This is a genomic window from Saprospiraceae bacterium (assembly GCA_016712145.1).
GTDB lineage: Bacteria > Bacteroidota > Bacteroidia > Chitinophagales > Saprospiraceae > Vicinibacter.
The window spans coordinates 1,350,833-1,370,107 of record JADJRO010000001.1; the positions used below are offsets into that span (position 1 = coordinate 1,350,833).

At 38.9% G+C, this 19,275-nt stretch carries 4 protein-coding genes; all 4 read right to left on the reverse strand.

What is annotated here, in order from left to right; all coding sequences use genetic code 11:
* Positions 1-42: 42 nt before the first annotated feature.
* Entirely contained in the window at positions 43-2,058 is a 2,016-nt protein-coding gene (locus IPK91_05840; protein ID MBK8296792.1) for a M36 family metallopeptidase, read from the reverse strand.
* A 279-nt stretch (positions 2,059-2,337) separates the two neighbouring features.
* Positions 2,338-6,975, reverse strand: a complete 4,638-nt coding sequence (locus tag IPK91_05845; protein ID MBK8296793.1) for a T9SS type A sorting domain-containing protein — start codon at positions 6,973-6,975, stop codon at positions 2,338-2,340.
* A complete protein-coding gene (locus IPK91_05850) occupies positions 6,914-14,545 on the reverse strand; it encodes an HYR domain-containing protein (protein ID MBK8296794.1) in 7,632 nt (2,543 codons plus the stop codon). The genes IPK91_05845 and IPK91_05850 overlap by 62 nt, the downstream gene beginning before the upstream one ends.
* Positions 14,546-14,773: 228 nt before the next feature.
* Positions 14,774-19,201 carry a T9SS type A sorting domain-containing protein gene (locus IPK91_05855; GenBank protein ID MBK8296795.1) on the reverse strand — a complete coding sequence of 1,476 codons (4,428 nt, stop codon included), beginning with the start codon at positions 19,199-19,201 and terminating at the stop codon, positions 14,774-14,776.
* Positions 19,202-19,275 lie beyond the last annotated feature (74 nt).

A 19,275-nucleotide genomic window follows, 5' to 3' on the forward strand; every position in this document is an offset into this window, starting at 1 on the left:
AATTGAGGCGATTGGTTTACAAATTGGCCGTTGGAGATGGAATTAATTTGATTTCCGACAATCGGCTTGGCTCAATTCAATCAAGGGAATTTGAAGATATTGCCCATAACTTCCTTTAGGAATTGAATCAGGATATCCCGTATTTTGCTTACAGATTACCACTGCAACGGCTCCGTAATTTTGCGCTTGATATGCTTTATACGTTAATTCACAATTTCCTTCATCAATAATCGCAATTTTTCCAGCTAATTGATTTCCATTTGTAATAAAGTCACAAGCATCGGTAAGCATGTTGTAATTGTCCATTGCCTGAACCAATGTTGAACTTAAGTTTGGAATCACTGGCCCAAATGAAGCTCTGGAAAACACATAGGATTTCTGATTCACTTTAAATTCAATTTTCGAACTTGGCAAGATGGTACTGTAAACCCCCTTACTCAATTCAACTTTAATTTTTTGACAATCGCTTTTAGAAAGCATAACTGCCGGTATAGTCAATCCATTCGTCCAACCACCAAAACCTGAAGGTGGATTGTTATCATTGTTACAAATAATTACAGCAACGGCACCCGCTGCCTGAATTCGTGACATTTTACCGGTGAATGAACAAATTCCTTTATCTACCATAGCGATTTTACCATTTACTTCAGCGGCATTAATTAAATTGGAGCAGGCATAACTTGGATAGCTTGATCCATCCTTAACCAACACAATTTGTCTGGAAATTGGTGCATAAATTATTGGGCTGATTGGGGTATGTACATAGGTATATTTTCCTGCAATTGAAGCGGGGGATTCTATTAATAACTGATCTTGAACAGGTGGTTGCCATGCATAGAGCTGCATTACACCCGGATAACCATCAATGGGAGTTCCAAAGTTTGCATTGTTTCGTGCACTGTTAATCAAGTCAATTGCTTCTGCAATTACATAATCATTTCCCAAACCACCTTTGCCATTATTATTAATTTGAAAATTTCCTGCTTGTTCATGAAAGCCATATTGATACCAAACGTCATGCATTAAATTACACCAATAAAATAAATTGGTAACACTTGCATTTTTATTTTGTAAGGGTGTTAATAAAGGATCATAATTAAAATCAAAGTTTAATTGAGAACCTCCGTAGGCACGTGCAGCATCCCCTCCTGTTGCCTGGTCATCTCCATCACTATCCTCATAAGCATCCACATTATTGCCTCGGCTGGCATAGTATAAAAAATTTCCATCTCCGTGCCAGGTAAATGGACTTGCATTGCTTGCTTTTAACCAAGGTTGATTTACAAGGTCCCTTGTACCGTGAATTGGACTTTCAGTTGGCATTGAAAAAACACGATAATTACCAATTGGCAAAAAAGGTTCTTCTTGCTTATGAACTTGAAATAAACTTTTACTTTCAAAGGTCATATGCTCAAAATCACAGGATTGTATCTGATTGTATTCAGCAAGCAGCACGCCGCTAATGCCATCTAAATATAACTGCAACCACTCATTCAGGTTTTTACGGTTCCAATTAATAATAAATGCCGGTATTAATTCTTGCTGACCATTTAAATAATAAATTTCCCTTATGGTTAATTTATCTTCTGGCAATTGTTTGACTTTTATTGGAATTTCAGTACCGGGATTTGGCAAAGTTCTTGGCATTAAAAGGTCAGTTGGTTCTAACTCAATCGATTTAATCTTAAATAATTGTTGGATTGCCTGATCAGCCTTAAATCTTGCACGCTTATTTAATAACCTCGCATCTGGATTTGATATAAAAGTTCCAGTTGAATAAACTAATAATCCATTTTTATTAAAATGAAAAGCAAGATCAACTGGAATGATTTGAATTGAATTCAAAAATTGATGAAGGTAGATATGTCTGATACCGGTATGCTCATCCAAATATTGACTTGAAATTTGAAATGATTCTTTACTAAAAAGCGGATCCTTGATTTTTTGTTGAATATCATTTAATGTCCATGATCCAGCCTGTTGACTATAAAGGCTTATTGAAAAACTTGAAATCAATAAAATTACTGTTAAAAAACGCCTGAATAATCCTGGATTCATAATTTACATTTGAAAGTTAATTTCATATTTCAACTAACAAATATATTATAAATAATTTACATATTTATAAAATATATACTATATAATATTGATTCACAATAATATATAAGTTAATTATATTTAATATATGTAATTTATTTAATTTATAAATTATTGAATATCAATGGATCGTACCCTGCGCTTGCTGCATTTCAAAATACCTGCATAAAAAAACGAAAGGCCTATTGCTTACAGGCCTTTCGTTTTATTGATTTTTAAACTCCTAATAAGGGTTTGACCTTATTCGCTGAGAATCATTTTTCTTGTAATGCTTTGGTTGCGATAATCCAATTGATAATAATAGACTCCCTTTTGATCCAAACCAGACGGGTCTAATTGAATCTCCTGATAGCCTTTTCCGAATTGCAGATCTTTTTTCAAGTACAATTTACCATACAGATCATATACACTGAAACTTACTGCTCCCTCCTGAGGCATCCATAATCCAATGGTCGTTTTAGTATTCCATGGATTGGGTTCGTTTGGCAATACCACAAATTCATGAAGCATCATTCCATTGAAATTTAATGAAACTTCGCCTTCCTCTTGAGTTGCTTTGAGTACAGACAACGCAGTTGTTACAGTTGAACTTACACGCAGTCCTTCTGATAATTTCACTGCTTTTTTTGCCTTTACTTTTAATTTTAACAACCAATCTGATTCTGGAAATGCGCCATTCCAACTAAAACTTAGTTTACCATCAGCCAAATGCATCAATGAATAATGTTCACCGCTTATTTTAAGTTTAGTATTGCCTTCAATATCTTCAATTTCCAACTGTTGTGGATCCCACTCTAAAGTAAATTGGACTGCTTCAAATTCCAAGCCCTTATTAATTTTCAATTCAATAAATTCAGACTGATCTTTTTTAAGCATGCGATCTTCAATGCTTAATTCAAGCACTTTTCTATTTCGATCTTTACTCAAATTAAAGCCTTTTGTAACAGCACTATTCGTTACATCTCCTGTTTTAACAGCATAGAAATCCAATTGCATATCGGATTGCAAAGGTTTCATCCAATAGGATTCAGGAAAATTTTCCGATAAACAATTGTTGATATCATTGAATGCATATAAACGATGTACAAATCGCCAACTTGTATTCCCTTCAATTCCATCAGTAATACCTAGTATAAGCCTTCTCAATTCTGATATATCTTTTGCAGTAATACTTCCACTTCGGTTGACATCTGCAGCTATCATTTTATATGCTGTACTCAAAGGTTCTAATCCCAATATGTGTCTTTGGATTTTTACTATATCCGCTGTACTTACTCCATTCAACCATCCGTCTGTTTTACTTGGTTTTAATTCTAGCTGCTGTCCATTAGGTACTTGCATAAATGCATACCTGCCTTCGATATCTGTCTTCACTTCATTCAGTCCGCTGTTTACCAGATTGATTGATACATTTTGTACCCGGTCATCTTTCTCCGTTGTTATGATTCCTTCTACATTCGAATTCTTGATATTCGGTGGACAAAATCCAAGGTTATCCTGTACGTCGATAAACGTTCTGCAGAATGAGGTATTGCCATTGATATCTGTTACCCACAACTCGACTGCTTGCAAGCCCCGATCATCGCAATCATACACTCGGTATTTATCATTCGTATCGGCTGAAAAACTTAATGTCACATAATATCCACAATTGTGATACGAGCCCGCATCAAAATCTTTTGCCCATACGCTATCCATTGCTGTATCAGGTATTCCGTCTCCATCTAAATCCATTGGCGTTAGATTGGTCGATACCCCATTCAAACAATACGCTACCGGTGGTTTGCAATTTCTTAGATCCATTATAAAACTTTCTTTCGCTGTGTTGCCACATCGATCCTCTACTTCCCACTTCACCGTATGTCTTCCCAATGGCCACGTCCCACTTGCGACTCGTTCTCCGATTCCTGCTCTCACTACATCGATCGTTCCATCGCTGTCAAAATCTATCTTATACGTATACAGCATCAACAACGGATCTGTACAATCGTCTCCTGCTTCTATTGAAAATGTTACCGGGATCGGTCTACAGTTTACATCGTAACTACAAATTACTGTATCCTTCGTAATCCGATCTATTGTTGGATCTATTAAATTTCTTACTTTGATATATTGCGTATCCTGCCAGATGATCACATTGTTATCTATATCCCGTTGGCACCAATCGATTACTTTCCATACCCGTATGATCTTAAAACATGGATCCCCGGGTACTGTTGCTGACAATACGTGGTCGTGATACGCATACCCTACTAAACTACATTCGTCATCATTCACGACTGGTTTTCCATATGGGTATGCTAATCGCTCTGGGATCAACTCATCCGGATTGCAGATTCCAAATGTATCCAGATCATCCGGAAAGTCGATGTCACTGGCATCAAAACTTTCGTGATTGATTACTGTGATTAATTGATAACATGACGGGCTTCTGTTGCCTTGTTGATCTACCGCCGTGAAATATCTATAGAAATAACCTAGTCCGCATTGATTCAATCCACCATAGTCTTGTTCTTCTACTATTTCCGGCGGACAATTATCTTCTGCCAAGCCATCTAATGGATGGCCTCCGATGTTATGCCAGTAGTTTGGATCGATTACAATCTTCTCCCGTAAACTTTGTTCCGTTACTACTTTTCCAAATACTTCTAAATGATTCCGGTCTATATCAAACCGACAATCTACTGTAATATTTGGTGGACAGCTGATCAACGGGATGTCTTTATCTTGTACGTCTACACTTACCATGCAGATCGCTTCATTCCCACTGTGATCGATTGCTTTAAATCCTACCATGATGGTCTTGCCTACATCCTCACAACAAAATCCTACTTCCGGACCCCAATCGTCGGCTCCTCTCGCTCCGCATGCTTGGTCATCCATCCGTCTGACTTCAAAGTGATGTAACTGGCATTCATCAAAACTGCCATCGTCAAATACTTCTGCAGGTACCCAGTTGTAGCCACTGTGATTTAATGCTACTACCGTATTGCGATCGCATACCGCTACCGGTTCTGTTTCATCTCTCACATGGATTATTATATACGCTTCTGTTAAATTGTAACAGCCGTCATACACTCTATAATATACTGTATCTTCTCCTACTGGTAAATTTACATAACCCCCATTTTGATTCTCCAATACACCTCCTGGATAGATGATATCGATTCGCAAATTATTATGGCAGGCATCTACTGCTTCGATGCTTGGTAACAATACCCGTGCTTCGCAATCCCGTCTTCCTGTTGTCGCTTCAAATCCATATGGCATGTGCGTGATTTCGGGGCCCAGATTATCAAAAAGTTCGATCACCTGCATACCCGTTCTCACAATTTCTGTATTACACCACCATTCGCGAACCGTCCAAACACGCATAATTTTACGGACACAATTAATTTCACCTAAATCCAAATCTTCATACGTTGTAAATAGGTTGCAAATAAAATTCTTAGGATAATACAAATCGATGCTATTAAAGAACGGTGTACCTGTAATCAATGGATCAGGATTGTTATTCTTATCCAAAACGAGTTTATCCGAACATGGTAATCGCAAGGAGCCTGGAAAAATAATTGAATCCAATGACAATCGCTTTGTATAAATATTCATGGTACAGGTATCGCTTACATTTCCTGAAGCGTCAATTGCCTGATACGTTTTTTGAATTAATCCAATGACCAATGGATCGCATTCAATTGGTTGATGCTTCTCATCAATCAAGTTCAATGTATATGGGCCACAATTCTCAATTACTTTTGGAAGTGGGTTGATTGTTCCTAAACCACAATAAATTGAATCTGTGTAACAAATTAAAATAGGAGGAAACTTATCCTCAACTTTAATCGTTGACCAACATGAGTTAAAATTACATAAACTTGTGACTTTTACAATCAATTCTGCATTGACATAATTTGATGTTACAATGTCATTGGGTAAAGGAATTCCATACTTAGTAAATAACTCAACATCATAAAACCGTTCTTCACAATTTTTATCTGCCAATACTGCGTGGGCAGTTATTAAAGCTTCACAATTTTGATCTAATGATACATTGACATTTGATTTACAAGAAATATCACCAGTAATAGCACCCAATACATGAACAGTAAATGAACAGGTATCATCATTTCCAAAATCATCAATTGCTACAAATGTAAAAATATGTGTTCCAACCGGAATAGAATCAACCGGAATTCCCGCCGGGGCTAATTGGACGAACGTCAAACTGGTATCACAATTGTCTGTTGCATTAAGATAAAAATTTAATGGATGATCTCTTAAAAGATTTCCAAAGCACTCACAACCATCCAGCACAAGGTCATAATCGCCAATGCAGTTCATAACCGGCTCTACTCGATCGATTATAGAAACAACAGAAATACATGTTGAAGAATTACCACAACTATCCGTTACCGTCAATATAACATTTACACTAGCCATTCCCAAATTGCATCGAATTGTATCCATATCAAGATTTAAAATCGGATCGACATCGCAATTATCGCGGCTATCATCACTTATCTGATATGGATCAAGAACAACGATACTATCCTGATCAAACTCTATTTCTATATCAAGACAGTTAGCTTCTGGCCTGGTGGTATCTTGTACAGTAATCGTTTGTATACAACGATTCGTATTCCCACAACTATCTGTTGCAATCCAGGTTTTTTCTATTTGAAAGTTATTGCTGCAGGTTCCATCAATTCTGTTGTCAGTAACAACAATATTCGTAATAACATCCGTACAATTATCTGTTGCAGTAGCCACTCCCGTGTTAGGTAGCTGACTAAAAACATCGCAATCAAACGTTAAATCAATTGGACAGCTTATAACCGGGCGAGTGGTATAGTTGAATGCAGGTATTTGTATTTCCACAACTATCTACTGCCTTCCAGGTTCGTGTGATTAAATAATTATCATTGCAGGAGCCATTGGTGCGATTGTTACTGAATGTAATATTCGTTACCACATTTGTGCAATTATCTGTTGCCGTTGCTACTCCTGTTGCTGGTGGTTGATTGTTCGTGTCACAATTTACGGTTACATTTATCGGACACGTGATAATTGGTCTGGTGGTATCTTGAACTGTTACCAGTTGATTGCAGGTATTTGTATTTCCACAACTATCGACTGCTGTCCAGGTTCGTGTGATTAAATAATTGTCATTGCAGGATCCATTGGTGCGACTGTCTGATGAACTGATATTTGTCACCACATTCGTGCAATTATCTGTTGCGGTTGCTACTCCTGTTGCCGGTGGTTGATTGTTTGCGTCACAATTTACGGTTACATTTATCGGACACGTGATGATTGGTCTGGTGGTATCTTGTACTGTTACCAGTTGATTGCAGGTATTTGTGTTTCCACAACTATCTACTGCTGTCCAGGTTCGTGTAATTAAATAATTGTCATTGCAGGATCCATTGGTGCGATTGTCAGTATATGTTAAATCTGTAATCAGATCGGTACAATTGTCGCTTGCAATGGCTGTACCTGTATAAGGTGCTTGAATAATCGCATCGCAATTTACAGTCATATTTGGCGGACAACTAAGCAGAGGTCTTGTCGTATCCTGAACGTTTATAAATTGCACACAACTTGTATTGTTTCCACAACTATCTACAGCAATCCAGGTTCTGTTGACCGTAAAATTATCCAAACACGAACCCGCATTCAATAGATCGTTAAACGTAATATTGGTAACTACACTGGTGCAGTTGTCAGTTGCAGTTGCAGTTCCTGAAGCATTAATTTGAGCCAGATCTTCACAATTAATCGTTCGATTTTTTGGGCAACTGATCGTTGGGCGAGTAGTATCCTGAACCATTATGAATTGATCGCAGCTATCTCTTAAGCCAGCTGCATCAAATGTCACCCAGGTTCTGGTGAAAGAATAGGTATGAGGACATTGACCATTATCTAAAACATCTCTAAAAATAACAGTTGGATTTGGATCACAGTTATCAAGTACTATAGGATTCCCCGTATTTGCTGGTGTTGGGCTTACATCACAATTAATGGATATAGCAGGAGGACAAGTTATTGATGGCGCTCCTCCATCGCTCACAATAACACTGAAGGTACAGGTATCCGTATTTCCGGATGCATCATAACCAATCCATTGCACATTATTTATTCCATATGGAAATTCAGATCCACTGCTTAATCCACTCAGCAATTCAATCCTGCATGTATCCAGCGGTACATAATCAAATTCCAATATGGATTGTCTCAATACATTATCCTGACTAAATGCCCATTGGTCCGGACTGCAGCTCAGTTGACCCACAAAAACGAAATCCTGTGCAGGATCATTCTGAAATCCCGGAGCTGGACAAAAATTGTTGTAAACAAATGGCTCTCCATTAATCCACTGCATCGTTCCTTCAATGGTTTGATCGGATAAGCCAATCCATCGCTCAAAATAACTATTGGCTGCTATGAAAAAATCTTCAGCTGGAGTTGTAATGGTTAATAAATGACCTCCTGCAGAAATTGCATTTGCAGCAGCATTTACAAAGCTCGTTGGTGCTATTGAATAATAATAAGCATGCCCTCCAAATGTATCCATCAAAATATAACCTGGTATTGTTTTGATTGATGCACAAGGACAATTATCAAACAGCGTTGGATCTGGATAACTTACCGTTGCAGTGCATGTTTGTTGATTGGATGGTATTACTATATTCTGAGGACAAACTATTTCAGGTTTCTCACTATCTACCAAATTCAATACAAAATTACAAGTTGATATATTACCACAATTGTCAGAAATAGTCCATTCAATTAAATGACTGCCTTTTAAAAACAATTGTCCATCTAAGGAATTTCCACCATTAAATGAATTGAAAAAGATCAAATCATTTAGTGGAGTGCAATTGTCAGACCCAAGAGCATCTAATTCAATTCCCGCAACAAAATAAAAACATTCACCTGGTTCAGTTCCTCTTATTTGTGGTGAAGAAGGACAAACAATAATTGGTTCAGTAGTATCCTGAACAGTAATAATCTGAATACAAGAACTTGAATTTCCACAACTATCCGTTGCCGTATAGGTGCGTATCAAATCATAACCGTTATTACAGGAAATGTTAGCTTGAGTATCACTAAATGAAATATTCATAACCACATTTGTACAATTGTCGGTAGCTGTCGCTGAGGCTTGTATACCTGGCTCACAATTTACAGTTACATTGATTGGACACGATATTATTGGTCTGGTCGTATCATGTACTGTCACCAATTGAATGCAGGTATTTGCGTTTCCACAACTATCTACTGCTGTCCAGGTCCGTGTGATTAAATAATTATCATTGCAGGATCCATTGGTGCGATTGTTACTGAATGTAATATTCGTTACCACATTCGTGCAATTATCTGTAGCTGTTGCAACTCCTGTTGCCGGTGGTTGATTGTTTGCGTCGCAATTTACGGTTACATTTATCGGACACGTGATGATTGGTCTGGTCGTATCTTGTACTGTTACCAATTGATTGCAAGAGTTTGTGTTTCCACAACTATCTACTGCTGTCCAGGTCCGTGTTATTAAATAATTGTCATTACAGGATCCGTTGGTACGATTGTCGGATGAACTGATATTCGTTACCACATTCGTACAATTGTCTGTTGCTGTTGCTACACCTGTTGCCGGTGGTTGATTATTCGCATCACAATTTACGGTTACGTCTATCGGACACGTGATGATTGGTCTGGTCGTATCTTGTACTGTTACCAGTTGATTGCAGGTATTGGTGTTTCCACAACTATCCACTGCTGTCCAGGTTCGTGTGATTAAATAATTATCATTGCAGGATCCATTGGTGCGATTGTCTGATGAACTTATATTCGTTACCACATTCGTACAATTGTCTGTTGCAGTTGCTACGCCTGTTGCCGGTGGTTGATTGTTCACATCACAATTTACGGGTACATTTATCGGACAGGTAATGATTGGTCTGGTCGTATCTTGTACTGTTACCAATTGATTGCAAGAGTTTGTGTTTCCACAACTATCTACAGCAGTCCAGGTCCGTGTAATTAAATAATTGTCATTACAGGATCCGTTGGTACGATTGTCTGATGAACTGATATTCGTTACCACATTCGTACAATTGTCTGTTGCAGTTGCTACACCTGTTGCCGGTGGTTGATTATTCGCATCACAATTTACGGTTACGTCTATCGGACAGATGATGATTGGTCTGGTCGTATCTTGTACTGTTACCAATTGATTGCAAGTGTTTGCGTTTCCACAACTATCTACTGCTGTCCAGGTCCGTGTGATTAAATAATTATCATTGCAGGATCCATTGGTGCGATTGTCTGACGAACTGATATTCGTTACTACATTCGTACAATTGTCTGTTGCCGTTGCTACACCTGTTGCCGGTGGCTGATTGTTTGCGTCACAATTTACAGTTACATTGATCGGACAGGTGATGATTGGTCTGGTTGTATCTTGTACTGTTACCAGTTGATTGCAGGAATTCGAGTTTCCACAACTATCAACTGCTGTCCAGGTCCGGGTAATTAAATAATTATCATTGCAGGATCCATTGGTGCGATTGTCGGATGAACTGATATTCGTTACCACATTCGTGCAATTGTCTGTTGCCGTTGCTACTCCTGTTGCCGGTGGTTGATTGTTCGCGTCACAATTTACAGTTACATTTATCGGACAGGTTATGATTGGTCTGGTCGTATCTTGTACGGTTACCAATTGATTGCAAGTGTTTGCGTTTCCACAACTATCAACTGCTGTCCAGGTCCGTGTGATTAAATAATTATCATTGCAGGATCCATTGGTGCGATTGTCGGATGAACTGATATTCGTTACCACATTCGTACAATTGTCTGTTGCTGTTGCAACTCCTGTTGCCGGTGGCTGATTGTTCGCATCGCAATTTACAGTTACATTGATCGGACAGGTTATGATTGGTCTGGTCGTATCTTGTACGGTTACCAGTTGATTGCAGGTATTTGTATTTCCACAACTATCCACTGCCATCCAGATCCGTGTGATTAAATAATTGTCATTGCAAGATCCATTGGTGCGATTGTCGGATGAACTTATATTCGTTACCACATTCGTGCAATTATCTGTTGCCGTTGCAACTCCTGTTGCCGGTGGTTGATTATTCGCATCACAATTTACGGTTACATTTATCGGACACGTGATGATTGGTCTGGTCGTATCTTGTACTGTTACCAATTGATTGCAAGAGTTTGTGTTTCCACAACTATCTACTGCTGTCCAGGTCCGTGTGATTAAATAATTGTCATTGCAAGATCCATTGGTACGATTGTCTGATGAACTGATATTCGTTACCACATTCGTGCAATTATCTGTTGCCGTTGCTACTCCTGTTGCCGGTGGTTGATTATTCGCATCACAATTTACGGTTACGTCTATTGGACACGTGATGATTGGTCTGGTGGTATCTTGTACCGTTACCAGTTGATTGCAGGTATTGGTGTTTCCACAACTATCTACTGCTGTCCAGGTCCGGGTAATTAAATAATTGTCATTGCAAGATCCGTTGGTACGATTGTCTGATGAACTGATATTTGTTACCACATTCGTGCAATTGTCTGTTGCAGTTGCTACACCTGTTGCCGGTGGTTGATTGTTCGCATCGCAATTTACGGTTACATTTATCGGACAAGTGATGATTGGTCTGGTGGTATCCTGTACCGTTACCAATTGATTGCAAGTGTTTGCGTTTCCACAACTATCTACTGCTGTCCAGATCCGTGTGATTAAATAATTGTCATTGCAAGATCCATTGGTGCGATTGTCTGACGAACTGATATTCGTTACCACATTCGTGCAATTGTCTGTTGCCGTTGCAACTCCTGTTGCCGGTGGTTGATTGTTCGCATCGCAATTTACGGTCACATTTATCGGACACGTGATGATTGGTCTGGTGGTGTCTTGTACGGTTACCAGTTGATTGCAAGAGTTTGTGTTTCCACAACTATCTACTGCTGTCCAGGTCCGTGTTATTAAATAATTGTCATTGCAGGATCCATTGGTGCGATTGTCTGATGAACTGATATTCGTTACCACATTCGTACAATTGTCTGTTGCCGTTGCTACGCCTGTTGCCGGTGGTTGATTGTTTGCGTCACAATTTACAGTTACATTTATCGGACACGTGATGATTGGTCTGGTGGTATCTTGTACTGTTACCAGTTGAATGCAGGTATTTGTATTTCCACAACTATCTACTGCTGTCCAGGTCCGGGTAATTAAATAATTATCATTGCAGGATCCATTGGTGCGATTGTCGGATGAACTGATATTCGTTACCACATTCGTGCAATTGTCCGTTGCCGTTGCTACTCCTGTTGCCGGTGGCTGATTGTTCGCGTCACAATTTACGGTCACATTTATCGGACACGTGATGATTGGTCTGGTGGTATCTTGTACGGTTACCAGTTGATTGCAGGTATTGGTGTTTCCACAACTATCTACTGCTGTCCAGGTCCGTGTTATTAAATAATTGTCATTACAGGATCCGTTGGTACGATTGTCTGACGAACTGATATTCGTTACCACATTCGTACAATTGTCTGTTGCAGTTGCTACACCTGTTGCCGGTGGTTGATTATTCGCATCACAATTTACGGTTACGTCTATCGGACACGTGATGATTGGTCTGGTGGTATCTTGTACTGTTACCAGTTGATTGCAGGTATTGGTGTTTCCACAACTATCCACTGCTGTCCAGGTTCGTGTGATTAAATAATTGTCATTGCAAGATCCATTGGTGCGATTGTCGGATGAACTTATATTCGTTACCACATTCGTACAATTGTCTGTTGCTGTTGCAACTCCTGTTGCCGGTGGCTGATTGTTCGCATCGCAATTTACAGTTACATTGATCGGACAGGTTATGATTGGTCTGGTCGTATCTTGTACGGTTACCAGTTGATTGCAGGTATTTGTATTTCCACAACTATCCACTGCCATCCAGATCCGTGTGATTAAATAATTGTCATTGCAAGATCCATTGGTGCGATTGTCGGATGAACTTATATTCGTTACCACATTCGTGCAATTATCTGTTGCCGTTGCAACTCCTGTTGCCGGTGGTTGATTATTCGCATCACAATTTACGGTTACATTTATCGGACACGTGATGATTGGTCTGGTCGTATCTTGTACTGTTACCAATTGATTGCAAGAGTTTGTGTTTCCACAACTATCTACTGCTGTCCAGGTCCGTGTGATTAAATAATTGTCATTGCAAGATCCATTGGTACGATTGTCTGATGAACTGATATTCGTTACCACATTCGTGCAATTATCTGTTGCCGTTGCTACTCCTGTTGCCGGTGGTTGATTATTCGCATCACAATTTACGGTTACGTCTATCGGACACGTGATGATTGGTCTGGTGGTATCTTGTACCGTTACCAGTTGATTGCAGGTATTGGTGTTTCCACAACTATCTACTGCTGTCCAGGTCCGGGTAATTAAATAATTGTCATTGCAAGATCCGTTGGTACGATTGTCTGATGAACTGATATTTGTTACCACATTCGTGCAATTGTCTGTTGCAGTTGCTACACCTGTTGCCGGTGGTTGATTGTTTGCATCACAATTTACAGTTACATTGATCGGACAGGTTATCATTGGTCTGGTCGTATCAACTACATTATAAGTAACTGCACAACTTATTGAATCCTTTGAATCTTTTATTTTATAAACTCTTAAAATTTTAAGTGTATCTCCTATACAAGCAGTTCCCATATTGCGAGATTCTGTATAGCTGATTTTAACTGAATCGCAAAAATCGTTGACCCCACCTCCTAAGGCTCTGAATGCAGCTGTATCTAAAGCAGGAGTTGGAACATCTTCAACACATTGATAATTTTCATCAGGCGGGCAGTCAACATCTAAAGTGCAACACAACTTAGAACAGATCGTATAGGTTTGAGCATCATTTCCTGCCTTACAAACTAGCAGGCTCATGGATCCAGGAAGTGTAGGGATAATTTTATCAAGATTTGGGACAGGCATTGTGCAATCATCTTGCCAAACAGAATGCATTCCTCCAGTATAGGTCAAACTAAAACACAAAGGCTTGGAAAATGTTATATTAAATCGAACGCAGCGATTTGTTCCGCTACAGCAATTTTCACCTAGTCTTGGAGTATTTGAAATAAAGCATTGAGCGGTATCCGTGGCATTGATGAAAAAAATGTTCGGCGGCGTCCCGCAGGTAAATTGAGCATTTACCTTAAAACCCAGTATAAAAACAAAACAAACTAAAAACGACAATTGCCGTTTGTGGTTTATAATTCCATTTAAATTTTGCAGGATTTTGAGGTAAAGCGATTCAAATACCTTATTAAAAATTATTCCTTTTCCAATAGCGTGGAATAAAGAATTAGCCGTACTGCAATATGTAGCAATTGTATCGGTTTTTGAGTACATGTGATTCGGTAGTTTTGGTTTTACCAAATCGCTTGCACCAAAGAATTCAGTTTAAGGGTGAATATTCAGGCAAATATATATAGTTTTTTTTTAATATAATAATTTTTAATATCATTTCCACACATATTCCAACAATACTTATAAAAAAACCAATCATATACCCTTAAAATACAATAGCCCTTACAAATTGTAAGGGCTATTGTATTTTGACAGTTTAAGTTTATGTTCTTATTCTGTAATAATCATCTTTTTAGTAACAGTATTTGATTGATAGTCAATCTGGTAATAGTATACTCCTGCCTGACTGATCTTTGCATTGGATAATTGGTATTCATTATATCCTTTTTTCATCTCTACCCGTTCTTTTAACTGTATTTTTCCTGCAAGATCATAAATACTGATCTGTACTTCTCCTGCTTGTGGTAGCATCATTCCTATTGTCGTCTCTTGCGTCCATGGATTTGGTTCGTTTTGCATTACTACAAATTCCTGTTCGCTCATTCCTGCAAAATTCATGACCACCTGACCTTCTTCTCCACTTCCCTTTACTACCGATACCGCTGGTGTGATTCCTGAATTTACTACAAGGCTTTCTGACATCCGGATGTTTTGTTTGGCTTTGTACTTCAACTTCAAGATCCATTCTCCATTTGTCATCGGGCCATTGTAACTAAATGTCAATTTACCTTCTGCTGCATGTTGCGTTGAATAATTATCATCCCGTACGCGGATCGCCGTGTTGCCTTCTACTCCTTCCAAGTCCAACTTTCTTGCATCCCATTGTATGGTAAACTGCATTCCTTCATAGTCCGACCCGTTTTTAACTTTGATCACTACTTCTCCCGTTTGACCAACTTCCAGTTGTTGTTCTGGTGTTTCTAATTCCAGTGTCTTATTACTTCGTGTCGTGCTGTTTCCAAATCCTTTGGTCAATGCATTATTTGTTACATCTCCCGTTTTGATTGCATAGAAATCCAATTGCATATCGGATGTCAATCCATTGATCTCATAACTTTCTGGGAAATTTTCATTCAATGAATTGGTTACATCATTAAATGAATACAACTGGTGTACAAATCTCCAGCTCGTATTTCCCGGTACATCGTTAGTAACACCCAAGATCAATCTTCTTAAATCGGATATTTCTCTTGCTGTGATGCTCTTACTCCGGTTGACATCCGCTGCTATCATTTTATAGGCTGTACTCAAAGGTTCTAATCCCAATATGTGTCTTTGGATTTTTACTATATCCGCTGTACTTACTCCATTCAACCAGCCGTCTGTTTTACTTGGACTTACCGTTACGCTTTGTCCGTTTGGTAATTGTAAGAATGAATACTTGCCTTCGATATCTGTCTTCACTTCATTCAGTCCGCTGTTTACCAGATTGATTGATACATTTTGTACCCGGTCATCTTTCTCCGTCGTTATGATTCCTTCTACATTCGAATTCCTGATATTCGGTGGACAAAATCCAAGGTTATCCTGTACGTCGATAAACGTTCTGCAGAATGAGGTATTGCCATTGATATCTGTTACCCACAACTCGACTGCTTGCAAGCCCCGATCATCGCAATCATACACTCGGTATTTATCATTCGTATCGGCTGAAAAACTTAATGTCACATAATATCCACAATTGTGATACGAGCCCGCATCAAAATCTTTTGCCCATACGCTATCCATTGCTGTATCAGGTATTCCGTCTCCATCTAAATCCATTGGCGTTAGATTGGTCGATACCCCATTCAAACAATACGCTACCGGTGGTTTGCAATTTCTTAGATCCATTATAAAACTTTCTTTCGCTGTGTTGCCACATCGATCCTCTACTTCCCACTTCACCGTATGTCTTCCCAATGGCCACGTCCCACTTGCGACTCGTTCTCCGATTCCTGCTCTCACTACATCGATCGTTCCATCGCTGTCAAAATCTATCTTATACGTATACAACATCAACAACGGATCTGTACAATCGTCTCCTGCTTCTATTGAAAATGTTACTGGAATCGGTCTACAGTTTACATCATAACTACATATAACTGTATCCTTCGTAATCCGATCTATTGTTGGATCTATTAAATTTCTTACTTTGATGTATTGTGTATCCTGCCAGATGATCACATTGTTATCTATATCCCGCTGGCACCAATCGATTACTTTCCATACCCGTATGATTTTAAAACATGGATCCCCGGGTACTGTTGCTGACAATACGTGGTCGTGATACGCATACCCTACTAAACTACACTCATCGTCATTCACTACTGGCTTTCCGTATGGATAGGCCAATCGTTCTGGGATTAACTCATCCGGATTGCAGATTCCAAATGTATCCAGATCATCCGGAAAATCAATGTCATTGACATCAAAACTTTCGTGATTGATTACTGATATGATCTGCAAACAATATGGGCTGTAATTATTTTGTTGGTCTTTAGCTCTGAAATACCTGTAGATATAGCCTAGTCCGCATTGATTCAATCCGCCATAGTCTACTTCTTCTACTACTTCCGGTGGACAATTATCTTCTGCCAAGCCATCTAATGGATGGCCTCCAATTTTATGCCAGTAGTTTGGATCGATTACGATCTTCTCTCTTAAACTTTGTTCCGTTACTACTTTTCCAAATACTTCTAAATGATTCCGGTCTATATCAAACCGACAATCTACTGTAATATTTGGTGGACAGCTGATCAACGGAATGTCTTTATCTTGTACGTCTACACTTACCATGCAGATTGCTTCATTCCCACTGTGATCGATTGCTTTAAATCCTACCATGATTGTCTTGCCTACATCCTCACAACAAAATCCTACTTCCGGACCCCAATCATCTGCTCCTCTCGCTCCGCATGCTTGGTCATCCATCCGTCTGACTTCAAAGTGATGTAACTGGCATTCATCAAAACTGCCATCGTCAAATACTTCTGCCGGTACCCAGTTGTAGCCACTGTGATTTAATGCTACTACCGTATTGCGATCGCATACCGCTACCGGTTCTGTTTCATCTCTCACATGGATTATTATATACGCTTCTGTTAAATTGTAACAGCCGTCATACACTCTATAATATACTGTATCTTCTCCTACTGGTAAATTTACATAACCCCCATTTTGGTTTTCCAATACACCGCCTGGATAGATGATATCGATTCGCAAATTATTATGGCAGGCATCTACTGCTTCGATGCTTGGTAACAATACCCGTGCTTCACAATCTCTCCTTCCCGTGGTAGCTTCAAATCCGTATGGCATGTGCGTGATTTTTGGACCTACTTCATCTCGGATAATAATTAATTGCAATGAATTCGTTACAATTTCTTGATTACACCACCATTCCCGTACTGTCCAAGTTCGCATAATTTTACGGACACAATTAATTTCACCTAAATCCAAATCTTCATACCCAACCCAAACATTACAATCTAAAATTAGATTTAGAGGCCAAATTTGAATGTATGATAAATCGTGTGAATAGAAATAAGGTAAACCGGTTACATATGGACTCGGATTCCCGTTTGCATCTTGATAATAAGGTTGATCGCACTGTAAATCATATTGTAAATATGGCAAGTAAATATCTGTTGCTCGAATCCGTTCTACTAATATAGTATCCGTACATACGTCAGTCAACCCATTGTAGTCAGTAATTTGCAGATCCCTATAGACTGCTTTTAAATAATCTTCATTGCAATCAAAATGCTCTATCCGTTCATCTATTGTTTTAACTGAGTAATGACTGCAGTCAAATCCATCATAAGTTAATGGAAAAAAATGATGAAATGAATAGCAATCCGTAGTATCAGCCCTGCATATGATGGTAGGGGCCAATTTATCTTCAATGACTATATCTGCCCAACAACTATTGCCGGTCAATGTATCCAATACCGTTGCAGTAATATGTTGACCTAAGTAAAGTTCGTTGATAGGATTCGGAACCGGTTTACCATAATGGGTAAGATTCACTTCAAATGCTGGATAACACGTATAACTACCAGTCAAGACCATAGTAGGTGTAACTGTTGCCTGGCAATTCTCATCCAAAGAAACATTTATATTTTTACAAGACAAGGCACCATTCGGAGCACATAGATTTATTCCGAACTCCCCAATTGCAAAACCCACAGAATTTGGGTCTACATTGATTGTTATGGATGTCAAAGTACAACCCGGAGTTGTATAAAATGCAAAACCTGTAGCTCCTGCAATCCCTGAAACAGAAATTAATCCTGAGGAGGTTCCGTCATTTGCAAATGCCTCCACATCAAAATCTGAAAATACATTTGGCTCCACATAAACATAAAATGCATTGGTACCAAAAGGCAGCGTAATGGTAATTGTTTGATCATTTACAAAGTAAACATCCCCCAAATATCCATGTGACCAGGTAGCCCATCCAACACCAATAGCTGTATGGCCGGCAGCTGCTGAAAAATCAATGGCTGTTGTTTGACTGGCATCGGTAAATACTTGGGTTTCACTTCCATATGGTCTAGTATCCGGTGCAAATGGGGTCATGAGATAGGGCCCAACAAATGCAGCTGGTGCATTTGTACCAAAGCTCCCATCAAATACAATGCCTGCATTTGTCGGAGAAACCACCGTAAATTGGAGAAATAATAAACTGATAATCAGCGAAGTAGTAAATTTCATTTGAATGGATTTTAGTAAATAAATTACTTCGCTAAATCCGAGAACTGTGCTAAAAGGAATACAATTGGGATAAT

Coding starts and splice junctions, on each gene's coding strand:
- IPK91_05840 (MBK8296792.1), bottom strand. CDS start 2,058: ATGAATCCAGGATTATTCAGGCGTTTTTTAACAGTAATTTTATTGATT.
- IPK91_05855 (MBK8296795.1), bottom strand. CDS start 19,201: ATGAAATTTACTACTTCGCTGATTATCAGTTTATTATTTCTCCAATTT.
- IPK91_05850 (MBK8296794.1), bottom strand. CDS start 14,545: ATGTACTCAAAAACCGATACAATTGCTACATATTGCAGTACGGCTAAT.